The sequence below is a fragment of the Aidingimonas halophila genome (genome assembly GCF_900106955.1).
GTDB classification, from domain to species: domain Bacteria; phylum Pseudomonadota; class Gammaproteobacteria; order Pseudomonadales; family Halomonadaceae; genus Aidingimonas; species Aidingimonas halophila.
Genome location: NZ_FNNI01000012.1, coordinates 1 through 16,408, shown reverse-complemented (window position 1 = coordinate 16,408; position 16,408 = coordinate 1). Strand labels below are relative to the sequence as shown.

At 55.5% G+C, this 16,408-nt stretch carries 14 protein-coding genes; 10 read left to right on the top strand and 4 right to left on the bottom strand.

Features of this window, described 5'->3' with window-relative positions; genetic code table 11:
• The first annotated feature begins 3 nt into the window (after positions 1-3).
• Positions 4-1,116, top strand: a complete 1,113-nt coding sequence (locus BLW01_RS17670) for a PilX N-terminal domain-containing pilus assembly protein (RefSeq protein WP_092572253.1) — start codon at positions 4-6, stop codon at positions 1,114-1,116.
• Here BLW01_RS17670 and BLW01_RS17665 read toward each other — a convergent pair whose 3' ends face one another.
• Complete coding sequence (locus tag BLW01_RS17665) at positions 1,117-1,674, bottom strand: GspH/FimT family pseudopilin (protein ID WP_092572251.1); 558 nt, start codon at positions 1,672-1,674, stop codon at positions 1,117-1,119.
• 89 nt (positions 1,675-1,763) lie between these two features.
• Here BLW01_RS17665 and thiO point away from each other — a divergent pair, with 89 nt between their 5' ends.
• Positions 1,764-2,846, top strand: coding sequence for a glycine oxidase ThiO (gene thiO, locus BLW01_RS17660; protein ID WP_092572249.1), 1,083 nt, complete (start codon positions 1,764-1,766; stop codon positions 2,844-2,846).
• 25 nt (positions 2,847-2,871) lie between these two features.
• Here thiO and BLW01_RS17655 read toward each other — a convergent pair whose 3' ends face one another.
• On the bottom strand, positions 2,872-3,129 hold the full coding sequence (locus BLW01_RS17655) for a PP0621 family protein (protein ID WP_092572247.1): 258 nt from the start codon (positions 3,127-3,129) through the stop codon (positions 2,872-2,874).
• A gap of 96 nt (positions 3,130-3,225) precedes the next feature.
• Between BLW01_RS17655 and BLW01_RS17650 the strand changes: the two genes are divergently transcribed.
• A complete protein-coding gene (locus BLW01_RS17650; protein WP_092572245.1) occupies positions 3,226-4,857 on the top strand; it encodes an NAD+ synthase in 1,632 nt (543 codons plus the stop codon).
• 89 nt (positions 4,858-4,946) lie between these two features.
• Here the strand turns inward: BLW01_RS17650 and BLW01_RS17645 are convergent, their stop codons facing one another.
• Positions 4,947-5,813: an outer membrane protein assembly factor BamD gene (locus BLW01_RS17645; protein WP_092572243.1), complete on the bottom strand. Its 867-nt coding sequence runs from the start codon at positions 5,811-5,813 to the stop codon at positions 4,947-4,949.
• 138 nt (positions 5,814-5,951) lie between these two features.
• On the opposite strand from BLW01_RS17645, the gene rluD reads away from it, so the two are divergent.
• The 5 genes from rluD to ilvN all read left to right on the top strand — a co-directional run bounded on the left by rluD (position 5,952) and on the right by ilvN (position 13,080).
• Positions 5,952-6,911, top strand: coding sequence for a 23S rRNA pseudouridine(1911/1915/1917) synthase RluD (gene rluD, locus BLW01_RS17640; RefSeq protein WP_092572241.1), 960 nt, complete (start codon positions 5,952-5,954; stop codon positions 6,909-6,911).
• Positions 6,908-7,660, top strand: coding sequence for a peptidoglycan editing factor PgeF (pgeF, locus tag BLW01_RS17635; RefSeq protein WP_092572239.1), 753 nt, complete (start codon positions 6,908-6,910; stop codon positions 7,658-7,660). Before rluD ends, pgeF begins: the two co-directional genes overlap by 4 nt.
• Before the next feature lie 159 nt (positions 7,661-7,819).
• Entirely contained in the window at positions 7,820-10,420 is a 2,601-nt protein-coding gene (clpB, locus tag BLW01_RS17630) for an ATP-dependent chaperone ClpB (protein ID WP_092572237.1), read from the top strand.
• A 444-nt stretch (positions 10,421-10,864) separates the two neighbouring features.
• Positions 10,865-12,589: an acetolactate synthase 3 large subunit gene (locus BLW01_RS17625; protein ID WP_092572235.1), complete on the top strand. Its 1,725-nt coding sequence runs from the start codon at positions 10,865-10,867 to the stop codon at positions 12,587-12,589.
• Complete coding sequence (gene ilvN, locus BLW01_RS17620) at positions 12,589-13,080, top strand: acetolactate synthase small subunit (RefSeq protein WP_092572233.1); 492 nt, start codon at positions 12,589-12,591, stop codon at positions 13,078-13,080. Before BLW01_RS17625 ends, ilvN begins: the two co-directional genes overlap by 1 nt.
• 117 nt (positions 13,081-13,197) lie before the next feature.
• Here ilvN and ilvY read toward each other — a convergent pair whose 3' ends face one another.
• A complete protein-coding gene (ilvY, locus tag BLW01_RS17615) occupies positions 13,198-14,088 on the bottom strand; it encodes an HTH-type transcriptional activator IlvY (RefSeq protein ID WP_092572231.1) in 891 nt (296 codons plus the stop codon).
• Positions 14,089-14,262: 174 nt separating this feature from the next.
• Between ilvY and ilvC the strand changes: the two genes are divergently transcribed.
• Complete coding sequence (gene ilvC / locus BLW01_RS17610) at positions 14,263-15,279, top strand: ketol-acid reductoisomerase (RefSeq protein ID WP_092572229.1); 1,017 nt, start codon at positions 14,263-14,265, stop codon at positions 15,277-15,279.
• Positions 15,280-15,419: 140 nt separating this feature from the next.
• Positions 15,420-16,262: a CDP-diacylglycerol--serine O-phosphatidyltransferase gene (gene pssA, locus BLW01_RS17605; protein ID WP_092572227.1), complete on the top strand. Its 843-nt coding sequence runs from the start codon at positions 15,420-15,422 to the stop codon at positions 16,260-16,262.
• Positions 16,263-16,408: the final 146 nt, after the last annotated feature.

Below are 16,408 nucleotides of genomic sequence, written 5' to 3'. Positions count from 1 at the left end.
TTGATGCAGCAGCGCGGTATGGTATTGGTCGTCACCCTCGTATTGCTTTCGTTGGCGCTCGTCATTGGCATGGCCGGCATGAAAACCGCATGGATCGCAGAGCGCATGTCGGGTAACCAACGAGTCGGGATATCGGCACTGGCACTGGCTGAATATGGTGCCGCGGAGGCATTGAAACGTGATGTGCCGCGGCGCATATCGTCAGGTCAATGCCTGGAAGATGCCGGCAGCGCGCCTGACTATAGCGCGAAAGCGATTTATCGGTATCGAGCCTGTAAATCATCGCAAGGCGGCATCGTTAACATTGTCGTGTCGGGTGACTATTCTGGTGTCGAGAGGCACGTGTCCTTTGAGTATATCCTGCCTACTGGCTTCCTGGGGCTGTCACCTGTCAACTTGCCCACTCCCTTGAATCGTGTTGATGCCAAGGCATATGGGCATGTCATCGAGGAGGGACGAACGATCAGTGATATCCATGGCGGTCGTTATCCTGCTATTGCCATGAATGATGGCGACAGGAATCTCACTGACCCCCTCGATTGGGAACGCCGGGGATATCATGTGGTGCCGGGCATAGGAGATATCAGCGAGAGCATCCTGACGGATCCCGAAGCGTTCCATGGGTTTATTGACAAGGTGCATGCTGTTGCCGAATCACGGTCGCGGGTTCGGGCATCGCATCCAGGGACCGATGGCCCAAGACCTGTGCTGACCTATGTCGATGGCGATCTCGATATCGGGCAGCCTTATTCCGGTGCAGGGCTGCTGGTCGTCAATGGAAACCTGGAAGTCCATGATGCCTTCGAGTTCGAAGGCTTGATGATCGTTCTGGGGACCTCATTTCAAATGCGCAATCAGTTGGCAAGCCAGATCCGGGGGGCGATCATCGTGGCTCCCTCGAATCGTCAGGACGACGGCTCGGTGAGTTACGGTATCGCGGATGTCATCTTGTCTGATGGCGGGCAGGTTGATTATATCTATGATGCTGGTGCATTGGAGAGTGCGTTTTTCCTATTGGCTGCTACCGAAGCCGAAGCCGCGTGGCAGAACGACAATCACTCATCCCGTAAACCTGGCATAGTTCGTTGGCAAGAGTCTGGAGCGACCGCGGAGTGATCAGCATTCATCAGTCGTTGCGATGCGCGCTCTGCCCGATTTATAGATGATGACGCGTTTGGCAACGTCGGCCGTACACACGATAAAGGTGCCGTTCTGATTGTCCGTGGTACCTCTCGGGGTAAAGCGGATGTAGCGGTTGCTGCCGAACCCCCGGTAGCGGATCTGATGATGACTGGCTTGCCACGAGGTGATGATGTCATCATCGGTTGACTTGACCTGGCCTTTGGTGTCTTCGCGGTTGAAGAGGATGAGAGGGGCTGTCCAGTCATCAATGCAATGTCGCTTATCCAGCGACGGACATAACGTCACATGGGTTCCTGACGTGATGGCAGTGTGTCTCGCCTCCTGAAGCGCAAGCGACAGGCGCCAGGTGTCAGCATTGACTTCATGGTGGTTCGTTAACTGGGTATATCCGGGCATGACAATGGAGGCCAGCATGGCAATCAGTGTAATGGCTATCAGCAATTCCGGAAGCGTGATACCGCGCTGCTGAAACCGGGTACCATGGTAATGATGTTGAGTGGTGGTGGGTAGCAGGCTGATATGGGTGGTCATGGCATCCTTACCTGGCAGTACCGTGATTTCTCATGGGTGGGGGAGCCCCACTCTAACCGACTTTCTTGTAAGCGATTTCGGATTTTCTCGTGAGTGATTTCCTCATTGTGGGTGGTGGTGTCGTGGGCATGATGACGGCACTTCAGTTGGCCGATGCAGGCTACGGTGTCACGCTGTTGGAGAGGCAGCAGTGTGGGAATGAAGCCTCGTGGGCAGGTGGCGGTATTGTGTCTCCCTTGTATCCCTGGCGTTACAGTCCGCCGATTTCCCGCCTGTCTCGTTGGTCTGAGGGCGTTTATCCGGAACTGTCGCTACGACTTCTCGAGGAGACGGGGATTGATCCGGAGTACCGGCAAAAAGGCTTACTTTATTTGCGTGTCGATGATGAGGCCCGTGCATTGGCTTGGGCGCGTGAGGCGGGTAAACCACTTGAGCGGGTCGACAGCGATTTCCTTTATGGCAAGGAGCCCCATGCATGTCCTGATTGTAAGAGCGCCTTGTGGATGCCGACACTGGGCAGTATACGCAACCCGAGGTTGGTCAAGGCATTGCGTGCTCGCCTGGCGTCAATGACTCGAGTCACGTTGAAAGAGCATATGCCGGTGACACGGCTAATTGCCGATGGACCCCGTGTTGTGGGAGTGGATACCCCGGCCGGGAAGGTGGTGGGAGATCAGGTCATCGTTTGTGGGGGGGCCTGGGTTGATGGGTTGCTTAACACCGTGGAGATGTCGCTGCCGGTGAGGCCGGTCAAGGGGCAAATGATCCTGTTCAAAGGGCCGCCTGGCCTGGTGAACCGCGTGGTATTGATGGATGGGCGTTACGTGATACCGCGAGGGGATGGACGCGTGCTGGCTGGTTCGACCCTGGAAGACAAGGGGTTTGACAAATCCATTGATGACGAGGCTCGAGAGTCGCTCTGGGAGAGTGCGACACGGATCATCCCTCGGTTAGCCGACTGTGTAGTTGAACATCAATGGGCCGGATTGCGTCCGGGATCTCCGGAAGGCGTACCTTTTATCGGCGCAGTCTCCGGCTTCAGCAACCTTCATGTCAACGCGGGCCATTATCGTAATGGGCTGGTTCTGGCGCCCGCATCGACACATTTGCTGGTCGACCTGTTGCTCGATAGGGAGCCGATCATCGATCCTGCGCCCTATCGGTTGGCGTGATGGATCGCGGCTGACGAGAGAGCGTTCACTCCTCGGGAGGCCGCTCTTCCAGATACTTGTCGCGATGATCGATGCAGCAGAACCACTCTCCACGATCGCGTAGCGCATCATCTTCCGGAAGGTGAACCTGGCAGTAACGACAGCGTACCATGCGGTTGCCATCGTTCATGCGTGGATCGTTGTCATCACGCTCGATACGCCATTCCCGGTACATGCGGTAAAGCTTGAGTCCAGCGAAGAACAGGATAGCAAAGATGATCAGACGAATGATCAATAAATTCATCCTCAGTGACTCCCTTTGGCAGCTGCACACTTTGCCTGAGGGGCAGCCATGCGGGACAATAGGTCATATCGAGAGTTTCAAGAGAATTTGGCTCCCATGCAAGACTTGACGTTGGTAATGGCCCAGTTTGACCCGCTGGTCGGCGATATTCCCGGCAACACTGAGGCTGCCATAGAGGCAGTACGGGAGGCGCGAATCGAGCATGGCGCCGATATCGTGGTGCTATCCGAGTTATTCTTGACCGGCTACCCGCCGGAAGATCTGTTATTGCGTTCATCGCTGGAAACCCGGCTCGCTGCCGCGCGCCAGCGCATGGCAGAGAAGGTCGTCAAGGATGTGCTGGTGATTGTCGGCTATCCCGGTTATCGCGATGGTTACCTCTATAATCTGGCCGGTGCACTGTTGAATGGACAGTGGCTGGGCGAATATGCCAAGCAAGCGTTGCCTAATTATCAGGTGTTCGATGAGCAACGTTATTTCTCGGTGGGAAATGAGCCGTTGGTACTGGAACACCAGGGAGCCCGTCTGGGGTTGCTGGTATGTGAGGACTTATGGGAGTCAGGGCCGGTGCAGCAGGCACATGAGGCTGGCGCGGAGATCCTGATTACCCTGAACGCATCGCCCTATCATCAGAACAAACAGGCCGAAAGGCGTGCCCTACTGAAGGCGCGGGCCGAGGAAATTCAGCGTCCGATCGTCTATGTCAACCAGATCGGTGGACAAGACGAATTGGTCTTCGATGGTGGCTCGGCCGTCGTCAATGATAAGGGGGACTTGTGTGTACAAGCACCGCACTGGCAGGTCGGCGTAATGCCGGTCCGGTTTGTCAACGAGAATGGAAACTGGGTTCCGCGGCAAGGCGAATGCGATCCCGACGTCGAGCCCGAAGAGAGTCTTTATTGTGCCCTTGTCACAGGCGTGCGTGATTACGTCAACAAGAGTGGCTTTCCTGGCGTGGTTATTGGCCTGTCCGGTGGGATCGATTCGGCGCTGACGTTGGCTATTGCCGTGGATGCATTGGGGTCGGATCGGGTTCATGCGGTCATGATGCCTTATCACTACACAGCGGATATCTCCAAACAGGATGCCGCCGAGCAGGCCAGACTCCTGGGTGTCGATTACGATGTCATGCCCATTGCTTCTGTGGTTGAAGCGTTTACCGAGACATTGGCGGAAAGCTTCGCAGGAACCGAGCGTGATACCACGGAAGAGAACCTTCAGTCCCGCACCCGCGGTGTGCTGCTGATGGCCATTTCCAACAAGAAAGGGCTGATGGTTCTGACCACCGGGAACAAGAGCGAGATGGCTGTGGGGTATGCCACGCTCTATGGCGACATGGTCGGTGGCTACAATGCGCTCAAGGATGTTTACAAGACATGGGTATACCGGTTGGCAAATTGGCGTAATGCCCAGGAACCCGCCATTCCGGAGCGCGTGATCGAACGCCCCCCATCGGCTGAGTTGGCTCCTGGCCAGCAAGATAGTGACTCACTACCTGATTACGGCACTCTGGATGCTATCCTGTCGCGCTATATCGAAGGTGACATGAGTGCCGAAGCGATCATCGAGGCCGGCTATGATCATGAGGCTGTCTATCGAGTGGTGTCACTCGTGGATCGCTGTGAATACAAGCGTCGCCAGGCACCGATAGGCGTACGTGTCACACCTCGCGGGTTCGGTCGTGACCGGCGTTACCCGATCGTCAATGGCTGGCAACCGGGCGAATGAGCGTTGCCCCGATTGGCGGGATGCTGATGATCCAGCCATCAAGCTGATGGTGAGTTGTGGGTAGCGAAACCCCACAACTCACAGTTCGGTCATGCCGATATGGGGTCGGCGTCGACGTGCTTGGGACGGAAGGTGTTACCACGCAATTGATCGTGATCCGGATCATTCTCGATCAGAGTTTCCAGTACCTCGCGGGCCCGGTCGCGCATATCCAATCCTAGATACCCCTCGACCATCACGGCGAGTGCATTACGCGTTTCCGTGGATTCGGGGTAGTGCTCGATGACATAACGCCCTCGCTCGACAGCAGCAACATAGGCACCTTTACGCAGGTAAAAATCGGCAACATGCAGTTCCTTCGCGGCTAACACATTGCGCAGATAAACGATTCGCTGGCGTGCATCGGGTGCATACTCGCTATCGGGATAACGTTCGACGAGCTCACGAAAGTCGGAATAGGCATCTCGTGTGGCGCCCAGGTCTCGTTTGGAAATATCGATCAGCCTCAGGCGTTCCAGACTGAAACGCCCTGCCTGATAGGCAGCCAGTCCGCGCATGTAGTAGGCGTAATCGACTTCTGGGTGATCCGGTTGCAGGCGGATGAAACGGCTGGCGGCGGCGCGAGCCGCTTCCCAGTTGTTGATCTGATAATAGGCATATATCAGATCAAGTTTGGTCTGTTCGGCGCGGTCGCCAAACGGATAGCGGGCATCGAGCGTCTCGAGCTTGTCGACAGCACTGGAATAACGTCCATTTTCCAGATCTGCTTGAGCCGACTCGTAGAGTGCCTGCTCTCCTTCCTCGCCATCACTGTCTATAGCGGCACTCGCTTCATCGCCATCTTCCAGTATATCGCTGTGAATATCCTCGACATTGTTGCCGTTGCTGGCACAGCCGGCGAGCATCAGGGCTAGTGCCAATGCACAAATGTGAGTGCCGGTAATGGAAACGCGCATTAAGGATCCTCGTGTCAAACTACCCGGGTCGGCCATGCTAGAATGCTGCCAGCATCGGCGCACTGTAAAGCCCACACTATAAAACACCCAAGCCTGGCTGGGAAAACCCGCATTTTCGATCAAGGGACACCGACTGACATGCCGGAACAGATTCATGCCTTCCAGAACGTGCCCAGCCACATGGTCGGAGCGCGGTTGGATCAAGCGGCAGCAGAGCTTTTTGGTGATTTTTCACGCGAGCAGCTCAAATCCTGGATCAAGCAGGGTGCCTTAACGGTCGATGGACAGCCGGGACGCCCCAAAGACAGAGTGGCGGGTGGTGAAGCTCTCGAGCTGCGGGCTGAATTGGAGCGAGAAACCCGCTTTGAGCCACAGGCCATCGACCTGAATGTCATCCATGAGGACGACGATGTACTCGTGATCGACAAACCCGCAGGGCTGGTAGTTCATCCCGCGGCGGGAAATCCTGATGGCACTCTGCTCAATGCGCTGCTATACCACTGTCCGGCGTTGTCAGCCCTTTCCCGCGCCGGTATCGTCCATCGCCTGGATAAGGACACGACGGGCTTGATGGTGGTCGCCAAGAATTTGTCGACGCAAACGGCGCTGGTAGAGCAGATACAGGCACGGAAGGTGACTCGTGAGTATGATGCGGTAGTGAGCGGTGTCATGACGGCTGGGGGGACTGTCGATGCGCCGATCGGTCGGCATCCCAAGGATCGCAAACGACAAGCGGTAACCGTGAACGGCAAGCCTGCCGTCACGCATTATCGAGTGGTGGAGCGTTTTCGCGCCCATACATATGTTCGATGTAGACTGGAAACCGGCCGGACGCATCAGATTCGTGTTCATCTAGCACATCAACGTTTTCCGCTCGTCGGAGACAAGCTGTATGGGGGAAGACTGAAACTGCCGGCGGGCGCTGAAGAGGCGCTTAAAGCATTGTTGCGTGCGTTTCCTCGACAAGCGCTTCATGCACGTAAGCTGGCTTTTACCCATCCCGTTACGGGTAAGCCCATGTCATTTCGAGCAGTGCCGCCTGATGATTTACTAATGCTGCTTGACTATCTACGTGATGACCACGAGGCAATGCAATGAGCGAATCCCAATTGCAGCCGACTCTGATATTGCCTGATTGGCCGGCACCGAGCCCGGTTGGAGCCTTTGTCACGACAAGAGAAACCGGCCCGAGCCAGGGAGCATTCGCTGCTTTCAACACGGCAAAGCATGTCGGAGATGATTTGCAATCTGTAGCCCAGTGCCGAGCGTTGCTGCAGCAACAGGTGAGAGATGACCGACCGCTGTTATGGCTCAATCAGGTTCATGGAGCCAAGGTACAGCAAACCTATGCTGATACCCCCCCCGACGCCGATGCAGCCGTCGCGTTCGATCAACGCTATGCCTGTGTCATTCAGACGGCGGACTGTCTTCCGGTCTTCTTCTGTGACCAGCGTGGGACTCGTGTGGCATTGGCACATGCTGGTTGGCGAAGCTTGGCGAGCGGTGTGTTGGAAGCCTGTGTTGCGGCGTTGGGCAACCAGCCGGATGAACTGATGGTTTGGCTGGGACCCGCCATTTCCAATGCCCAATTCGAGGTCGGCCCCGAAGTCTTCGATGCCTTTGTGGCGGTGCAACCGAATGCGGTGTCCGCTTTTGAACCGAGTCCTTATCGTCTGGGCCACTACATGGCAGATATTTACCGTTTGGCGCGTTTACGACTTGAGCGCCTCGGGGTGTCCCAGATTAGTGGGGGGCATTTCTGTACTGCCTGTGAATCCCGTTTCTATTCCCACCGCCGTGATGACGGTAAAACCGGACGTATGGCCAGTGTCATCTGGTTGAAATAGCTGCAACCCGAAGAGTTATGCGCCAGGCGTGGTGAGCCCAGAGAACTTGGTCAGTACGACTTGAAAACCATACAGCATACCTCCATTGAATAAGTCAAGACATGATCAAGGGCTAAACGGTGCGTCCGAACGCATCGTCACCCCGATGGAGGACAGTGAATGCGACCCGATAAATTTACCGGCAAGCTGCAAAATGCGGTAGCCGATGCTCAATCCCTGGCTGTCGGCCGTGGACATAATCAACTGGATCCTGGCCACCTGTTATTGGCGTTGATGGATGCCAACGATAGTGGTCTCAAAGGCTTGGTGAAAAAGGCTGGAGGTGATCCAGGCAAGCTGCGCAGTGGCTTGTCACGCTACATCGATGACCTTCCTCAGGTCGGGCAGTTCGATGGTGAAGTTCAGCCTTCTCGTGACCTGGGGCGCCTGTTCAATCTTGCCGACCGAGAGGCGCAGCAGCGTGGCGACCAGTATATCGCCAGTGAGTTGGTATTGCTGGCAGCACTGGAGATGAAACACGCGGTCAGCAAGGTGCTCACGCAAGCCGGGTTGAGCCGCCAAAGCGTGGAACAGGCGATTGATAGCCTGCGTGGAGGCGAGAAGGTCGATGATCCCAATGCTGAGGATAATCGCGAAGCCTTGGATAAATATACGCTCGACCTCACTGCTCGTGCAGCGGAAGGCAAACTTGATCCCGTGATCGGTCGTGATGATGAGATTCGCCGCACCATCCAAGTGTTACAGCGTCGGACCAAGAACAATCCGGTGCTGATCGGTGAGCCCGGTGTTGGTAAAACCGCAATTGTGGAAGGGCTGGCCAATCGCATCGTCGACGGGGAGGTTCCCGAGGGACTCAAAGACAAGCGCGTGCTGTCGCTCGACATGGGAGCGCTTCTGGCAGGAGCCAAGTATCGTGGTGAGTTCGAGGAGCGGCTTAAAGCGGTACTCAAGGAGCTGGCTCAGGAAGAAGGGAAAATCATTCTCTTCATCGATGAGTTGCATACCATGGTCGGGGCTGGAAAAGCCGAGGGAGCCATGGATGCCGGTAATATGCTCAAGCCGGCGCTGGCGCGTGGTGAATTGCACTGCGTGGGCGCCACCACGTTGGATGAGTATCGCCAGCATATCGAAAAGGATGCTGCACTGGAGCGCCGTTTCCAGAAAGTGATGGTCGATGAGCCGAGCGAAGAAGATACGGTGGCCATTTTGCGTGGCCTCAAGGAGCGTTACGAGGTCCATCACAGGTTGAATATCACCGACTCGGCGATCATTGCGGCGGCCAAGCTGTCAGCGCGCTACATCACCGACCGACAGTTGCCGGATAAGGCAATAGACTTGATCGATGAGGCCTCTTCCCGCATTCGGATGGAGCTCGACTCGAAGCCAGAAGAGATGGACAGGCTAGATCGCCGTCTGATTCAACTGAAGATGGAGCGAGAGCATCTCAAGAAGGAAACGGATGAGGCATCTCGTAAGCGGCTCGAACACCTGGAGGACCAGATCGATGAGTTGAGCCGTGAATATGCCGATCTGGAAGAGGTATGGAAAGCCGAGAAGGCGAGCATCGAGGGAGCGGCGCAATACAAGGATGAACTCGACAAGGCCAGGGTCGAGTTGGACGCTGCCAAGCGCCAGGGGGACCTGGGGCGGATGTCCGAGTTGCAGTACGGTGTGATTCCGGAACTCGAGCGAAAGATTGCAGAATCGGAGGCAGGCGAAGCAGATACATCCCAGCATACCTTGTTGCGCTCCAGCGTGACCGAGGAAGAGGTGGCTGAAGTCGTGTCGCGCTGGACTGGTATACCCGTCGCCAAGATGCTTGAAGGAGAGCGTGACAAGCTGCTGCGCATGGAAGAAGCCTTGCATGAGCGTGTCATCGGTCAGGACGAGGCCGTGACCGCCGTGGCGAATGCTGTGCGGCGCTCGCGCGCCGGTCTGGCTGACCCGAATCGTCCCAATGGGTCCTTTCTGTTCCTTGGTCCCACTGGGGTGGGCAAGACTGAGCTGTGCAAGTCTCTAGCCAACTTCCTTTTCGATACTGAAGAGGCCATGGTGCGCATCGACATGTCCGAATTCATGGAGAAGCACTCCGTGGCACGGCTGATTGGCGCGCCCCCTGGATATGTCGGTTATGAAGAGGGGGGCTATCTGACCGAGGCCGTTCGTCGCAAGCCTTACTCGGTGTTGCTGCTCGACGAAGTGGAAAAAGCCCATAACGATGTTTTCAACATCTTGTTGCAAGTGCTCGAAGATGGTCGGTTGACCGATGGGCAGGGCAGGACGGTTGATTTTCGCAATACCGTGATTGTCATGACGTCCAACATGGGATCCGACATCATCCAGCGTATGGGGAGTGATGAAAGCGAAGGTGCCGATAAGAACTATGCTCAGATGAAAGACATGGTCATGTCGGTTGTGGCTGACCACTTCCGTCCCGAACTGATTAACCGGATTGATGAAGTCGTGGTGTTCCATGCACTAGGACAGGAACAGATTCAGGCCATTGCCGGTATCCAGCTCGAGAGGTTGCGTGAGCGTCTTGCTGAACGCGATATGGGACTCGAGGTGTCCGACGACGCCCTGGCACAGTTGGCTGTGGTGGGTTTCGATCCGGTGTATGGCGCTCGTCCACTCAAGCGTGCTATCCAAAGCCGTATCGAGAATCCCTTGTCTCAGGATCTGCTGGCAGGGAAATTCACGGCTGGGGACACCATCAGGGTAACGTCGGAAGACGGACACTTGATCTTCCGGCACGCCTGATACGTGATTTCAATAGCAGTGCCGCGGACTCGCCGTTTGTTGTTCAAGCGGCGAGTCGTATATGCATGCCCACTATCGCACTGTAGCCATTTTTTACGACCATGAATCCGTTTTGCGGTTGACAGTTTTGCATGGCTGTTGGAATCTTGAATGTTCCTGATTGCGGACGCGGACTCGACGGGCAATCCCCATTTCCCGCGTGAAGGGTAGGTCACGAGACCTGTACCCGCCGAAGGATATACCAGGTACGGGCTAACCGCCTGGCCTGGCCAACGCCCCCTACGCGGCAAACCGCCGTGATGAGAGTGCAGATCCTATCCGGATCTAATAACGCCAGGGTTTGGCATCAGGTGTCGGCTCCAGGCCGGCAGCGGCGCACCGCCGCACTCGAACGTCGCGCCAAGGCGCGGCATGGCACTCGAGACCTTACAGGGGAGAAATAACGTGGAACTGCTTTCCGGCGCCGATATGATCGCCCGTTTCCTTCAGGATGAGGGCGTTGAGTATATTTACGGCTACCCAGGCGGCGCGGCGTTGCATATTTATGACGCCTTATTCCGCCAAGATAAAGTCAAGCATATTCTGGTTCGGCACGAACAGGCGGCAACTCATGCCGCTGATGGTTATGCGCGCGCTTCCGGTAAACCCGGCGTTGTACTGGTGACATCCGGGCCAGGCGCCACCAATGCCGTGACCGGCATTGCCACTGCCTACATGGACTCGATACCCATGGTGGTGCTATGCGGTCAGGTCATGAGTCATTTGATCGGCGATGATGCCTTTCAGGAAACCGACATCATCGGTGTGACTCGGCCAATCGTGAAACATAGCTTCTCGATCAATCACCCGTCCGAGATCCCGGAGGTGCTCAAGAAGGCGTTTTACCTCGCCTCCACTGGTCGCCCGGGACCGGTGGTCGTCGATATTCCAAAGGATATGACCGCTCCGACCGAGCGTTACGAGTATGTCTATCCGAAAAAGGTGAAACTGCGATCCTATAATCCGGTGAGTCGTGGTCACACCGGACAGATCAAGAAGGCCGTCGAGTTGATGCTCAAGGCCAAGCGGCCGGTGTTCTACACTGGCGGCGGTGTGGTCACGGGCAATGCCAGCGAGGGATTGACGGATCTAGTGCAGCGTTTGGGCTTCCCGATTACGACGACCCTGATGGGGATCGGATCGTATCCTCAAAGCGATCGGCAGTGTCTGGGGTGGCTGGGCATGCATGGCTCCTATGAATCCAATATGGCCATGCATCATGCCGATCTCGTTATCGCTATCGGTGCTCGTTTCGATGATCGCGTCACCAACAATACATCCAAGTTCTGCCCGACGGCGAAGATCGTGCATGTGGATATCGACCCCAGTTCGGTGTCGAAAACGGTTCGGGCCGATATTCCCATCGTTGGGCCCGCGCAGAATGTGGTCAATGAAATGATCAGCCTGGTTCAGGGTAAAGAGATCGCCCATCCAGATGCGTTGGCCGAATGGTGGCAAAAAATCGATAGTTGGCGTGAAGAACGCCGTAACAAGCTCTACGAACCTTCTGTCGCGGATGAGCCCCTTAAACCTCAGGAAGTCATTGAGGCGATTTGTCGTCAGACACGAGGGGAGGCCTTTGTCACTACTGATGTCGGCCAACATCAGATGTTTGCCGCCCAATATTATAAATTTGACAAACCCAATCGGTTCATCACTTCCGGGGGCCTCGGTACCATGGGGTTCGGGTTTCCGGCGGCCATGGGGATCAAGATCAACTATCCCGATGATCAAGTGGTCTGCATTACGGGGGAAGGCAGTTATCAGATGATGATGCAGGAGCTGTCGACCTGTAAGCAATATGGGGTAGGGGTGAAGATCATCAACCTCAATAATGCCTCATTGGGAATGGTACGCCAGTGGCAGGACCTCAATTACAAGTCGCGACATGCGCACTCCTACATGGAATCCTTGCCCGATTTCCAGAAGTTGACGGAAGCGTATGGTTTCACCGCTCTGCGGGTGAATACCAAGGAAGAGCTCGAACCAGCTCTAGACAGGTTGCTGGCAGACAAGCATGAATTGGTGTTCCTGGACATCTATGTCGATCCGCGCGAACACGTCTATCCGATGCAGGTGCCCTTGGGCTCCATGCGTGACATGTTGCTTTCGAAGACGGAGCGGACCTGATGCGCCATATCATCTCGATTCTCATGGAAAACGAACCCGGCGCCCTGTCCCGCGTGGTAGGGCTGTTTGCCCAACGTAATTACAACATCGAGACACTCAACGTCGCACCCACCGAGGACCCGACACTATCTCGGTTGACTGTAACCACCATTGGCGATGACCGGGTGATAGAACAGATCACCAAGCATCTCAATAAATTGATCGATGTAGTCAAACTGGTGGACCTGACAGAAGGTAATCACATCGAACGAGAGTTGATGCTGGTCAAGGTCAAGGCATTAGGTGCCGCCCGCGATGAGGTCAAGCGCACGGCAGATATCTTCCGTGCGCAGATCGTCGATGTGACGCCCAGTCTTTACACGGTGCAGATTACCGGTGATGCCGGCAAGCTAGATGCCTTCCTGCAAGCCATGGCGCCGGTAGGCATTCTCGAAGTGGCAAGAACCGGCGTGTCAGGTATCGCCCGTGGCGACAAGGTGCTATCACTCTGATGCACTAACCTGAATGCACTCCGGTAAAGACGAGGCTGTCTTTGATCTTGACGAAAATCATCTTCATCGAGAGTCGCAGACGCCGCCCCTTCGGGGCGGCTTTTTGTGAGGGTGGGGTTATTGGTGCTCGGAAACCTCCGACCACAATGCTCTGATCAACGGACTCTTCAGTCGCCTTTGAGAAACGCACAAGCCGACATCGTAGTGTGGTAGTTCCGGCTTGACCGCCAGCATGCGAATACGGTCGACCAGAGGGCTGTTATCCAGCACGATTTTTGGCACGACACCGACACCAAAACCCAACCCTACCATGCTGACGATGGCCTCGTTGCCGGCTACCTGAGCGTAAATCTGTGGAGTGACGCCAAGTGCCTTGAACCAAGTGTCGCAGTGTTCGCGCGCAAGCCCGGATTCGGATAGAATCATCGGCACGTTACGCCACTGTGAGGGAGTCGGTACCTGGGGGGTCGAAGGAATCCAGGGGGCGTCATCTCGAGGGGCAATGAAAACCAGCGGCGAGGTTGTCATTGGTTTGAAGGCGAGAGCTTCAGGCAAGTGTTTGGGGCGTGGGGCAATTGCCATGTCTTCCTCTCCCGATTGTATCCGTGCGAGAGAGTCGGCCGGGTCGCCAGTATGTAGCTTCAATTCGATCCGGGGGTGGCGCTGCCTGAATTCGCTAAGCAGGTCGTACAGGAAGCTGTAGCTCGCTGTCACTGAGCAATAAATGCTGATTTCACCGGTCAACTCTTTGGATTCTTCCATTAATGTCTGCCGAACAACCTCCCACTGCTCTAGTGCATCACGAGCATAGTCCTGGAAGAACCGCCCTTGCGGGGTTAATGCCACGTGGCGGTTGTCCCGCTCAAATAGCTGGACACCCAGTGTTTCTTCCAGCTGGCGGATCGAGCGACTGAGTGTGGATGGGCTAACGTGGCATGCTTCACTGGCACGACCGAAGTGAAGTGACTCGGTCAAGCTCAGGAAGTGTCTCAAGGGGCGCATGTCCATTAGAGCGTTGCACTTTTTGGATTGCCATATTGCAAATATAGCGTTTTACGCAATGTGTTGCCTAGCGTATCGTGTCAACGAGTTTATGAGATGGTTCCGGGCGCTGCGGAAGACAGTGCCGGTGGTCATCAACGCTGAACACGGCAACCGGTTTCCCGAAATAGGAGAGCAGCCATGCGCGTATATTATGATAAGGACTGTGATCTATCGCTGATCCAGAGCAAGAAAGTCACGATTCTAGGATATGGCTCTCAAGGGCACGCCCATGCCAATAACCTCAAAGAATCCGGCGTCGATGTGACCGTCGCTTTGCGCGAAGGTTCTTCGTCTGTCGCCAAGGCCGAGGCAGCCGGCCTCAAGGTGGCCTCCGTCGAGGCGGCATGTCAGAGCGCAGATCTGGTGATGGTGCTGGCGCCTGACGAGAATCAGAAGGCGATTTACGAGCAGCAGATCGAGCCCAATCTGAAACAAGGCGCTACTCTCGCTTTCGCTCATGGTTTCAATATTCATTACAATCAAATCGAGCCGCGGCAGGATCTCGATGTGATCATGATTGCTCCCAAGGCCCCCGGCCATACGGTGCGTTCTGAATTTACCCGCGGTGGTGGTATCCCTGATTTGATCGCCATCAATCAAGATGCCTCCGGTACCGCCAAGGAACTGGCCTTGTCTTACGCGGCGGGCATTGGCGGTGGCCGTAGTGGTATTATCGAGACGACGTTCCAGGCTGAGACAGAGACCGATCTCTTTGGTGAACAAACCGTCCTTTGTGGTGGTGCTGTCGAGTTGGTGAAGGCCGGCTTCGAAACACTGACTGAAGCGGGCTATGCTCCCGAGATGGCCTACTTTGAGTGCCTGCATGAGCTCAAGTTGATTGTCGACCTGATGTATGAAGGTGGCATTGCCAACATGAACTATTCCATTTCCAACAACGCGGAATATGGTGAATACGTTACGGGTCCTGAAGTCATCAACGAGCAGTCGCGTGAAGCCATGCGCAATGCTCTCAAGCGGATCCAGACCGGCGAGTATGCCAAGATGTTCATTCAAGAGGGCAACACGAATTACCCCTCGATGGTGGCCCGTCGTCGCTTGAATGCCGAGCATCCGATAGAGCAGGTGGGGGCTAAGTTGCGGGGCATGATGCCTTGGATCGCCGCGAATCAGCTCGTCGATAAATCCAAGAACTGATATATCTCGGGTTCACTAGTGCAAAAAGGGTGCGTCAGACGCACCCTTTTTTGTCATTGTGGGGAGGCTATTGCTATGGCATTACCTATGTACAATGGTCAACATGACCTGTCTATCGATGCTGTAATGGAACGAGCCTTATGAACCAGGATCCACGCAATTCCGGTGATGGCAACGAGGAACATCAGAAAGCCGAGCATGCTGATGTGGAAGAGGACTTGGCTTCTGCCTTCATGCGAGAAACGGAGGTCGTCGAAGAAGCCGTCGAGGACGGTAAGAAGGTTCGGCGCAAGGGCATCTATCTGTTGCCGAATCTGTTCACGACATCAGCTCTTTTCTCCGGATTTTTCGCTGTGGTGGCGGGAATCAATGGTGACTTTTCCATCGCCTCTGCCGCCATATTCATCGCGATGGTCCTGGATGGACTGGATGGTCGTGTGGCTAGGCTCACTAACACGCAGAGTGCTTTTGGCGCCGAGTACGATAGCTTGTCCGACATGCTCTCCTTCGGTGTGGCCCCGGCGTTGGTCGCTTTTACTTGGATACTGCAAGATGTCGGTAAACCTGGCTGGGTCGTGGCGTTTCTCTTCGTGGCCTGTGCAGCTCTTCGCTTGGCGCGTTTCAATATACAGCTCGGTTCTGCCGATAAAAAATGGTTCATCGGTTTGCCTAGCCCATCGGCAGCAGCGTTAGTCGCAGCCTGTGTATGGACATTCCACAGCTTTGACGCTCAAGCTTTCGGTTTCAAATTGCTGATGCTGGTTGTCGTTGGAGCGGCTGGGATGCTGATGGTGAGTAACATTCGTTACTATAGTTTCAAGGAAATAGACCTCAAGGGCCCCGTACCTTTTGTGGTGCTGCTCGCCATCGTTCTGGCCTTCGTCGTGATATCCGTCGAGCCGCCCGTCATGCTTCTCCTGCTGTTTGGCGCTTATGTGTTGTCAGGACCGATACTGGCTGCCTCACGTATGCTCCGCAGATAGGCCCTGTTTGTCGTTCCTATGAAAATATCCTTCCCTGATCAGCCGACATCTCTTGCGTTCTTCATCGTCAGGGCGTAAAGTACGCATCCGCTGCCGGCGAGGCGCAGGCGTTGCCGGTGGTGTGATGGTCCGAAGTAGTTGTTTTA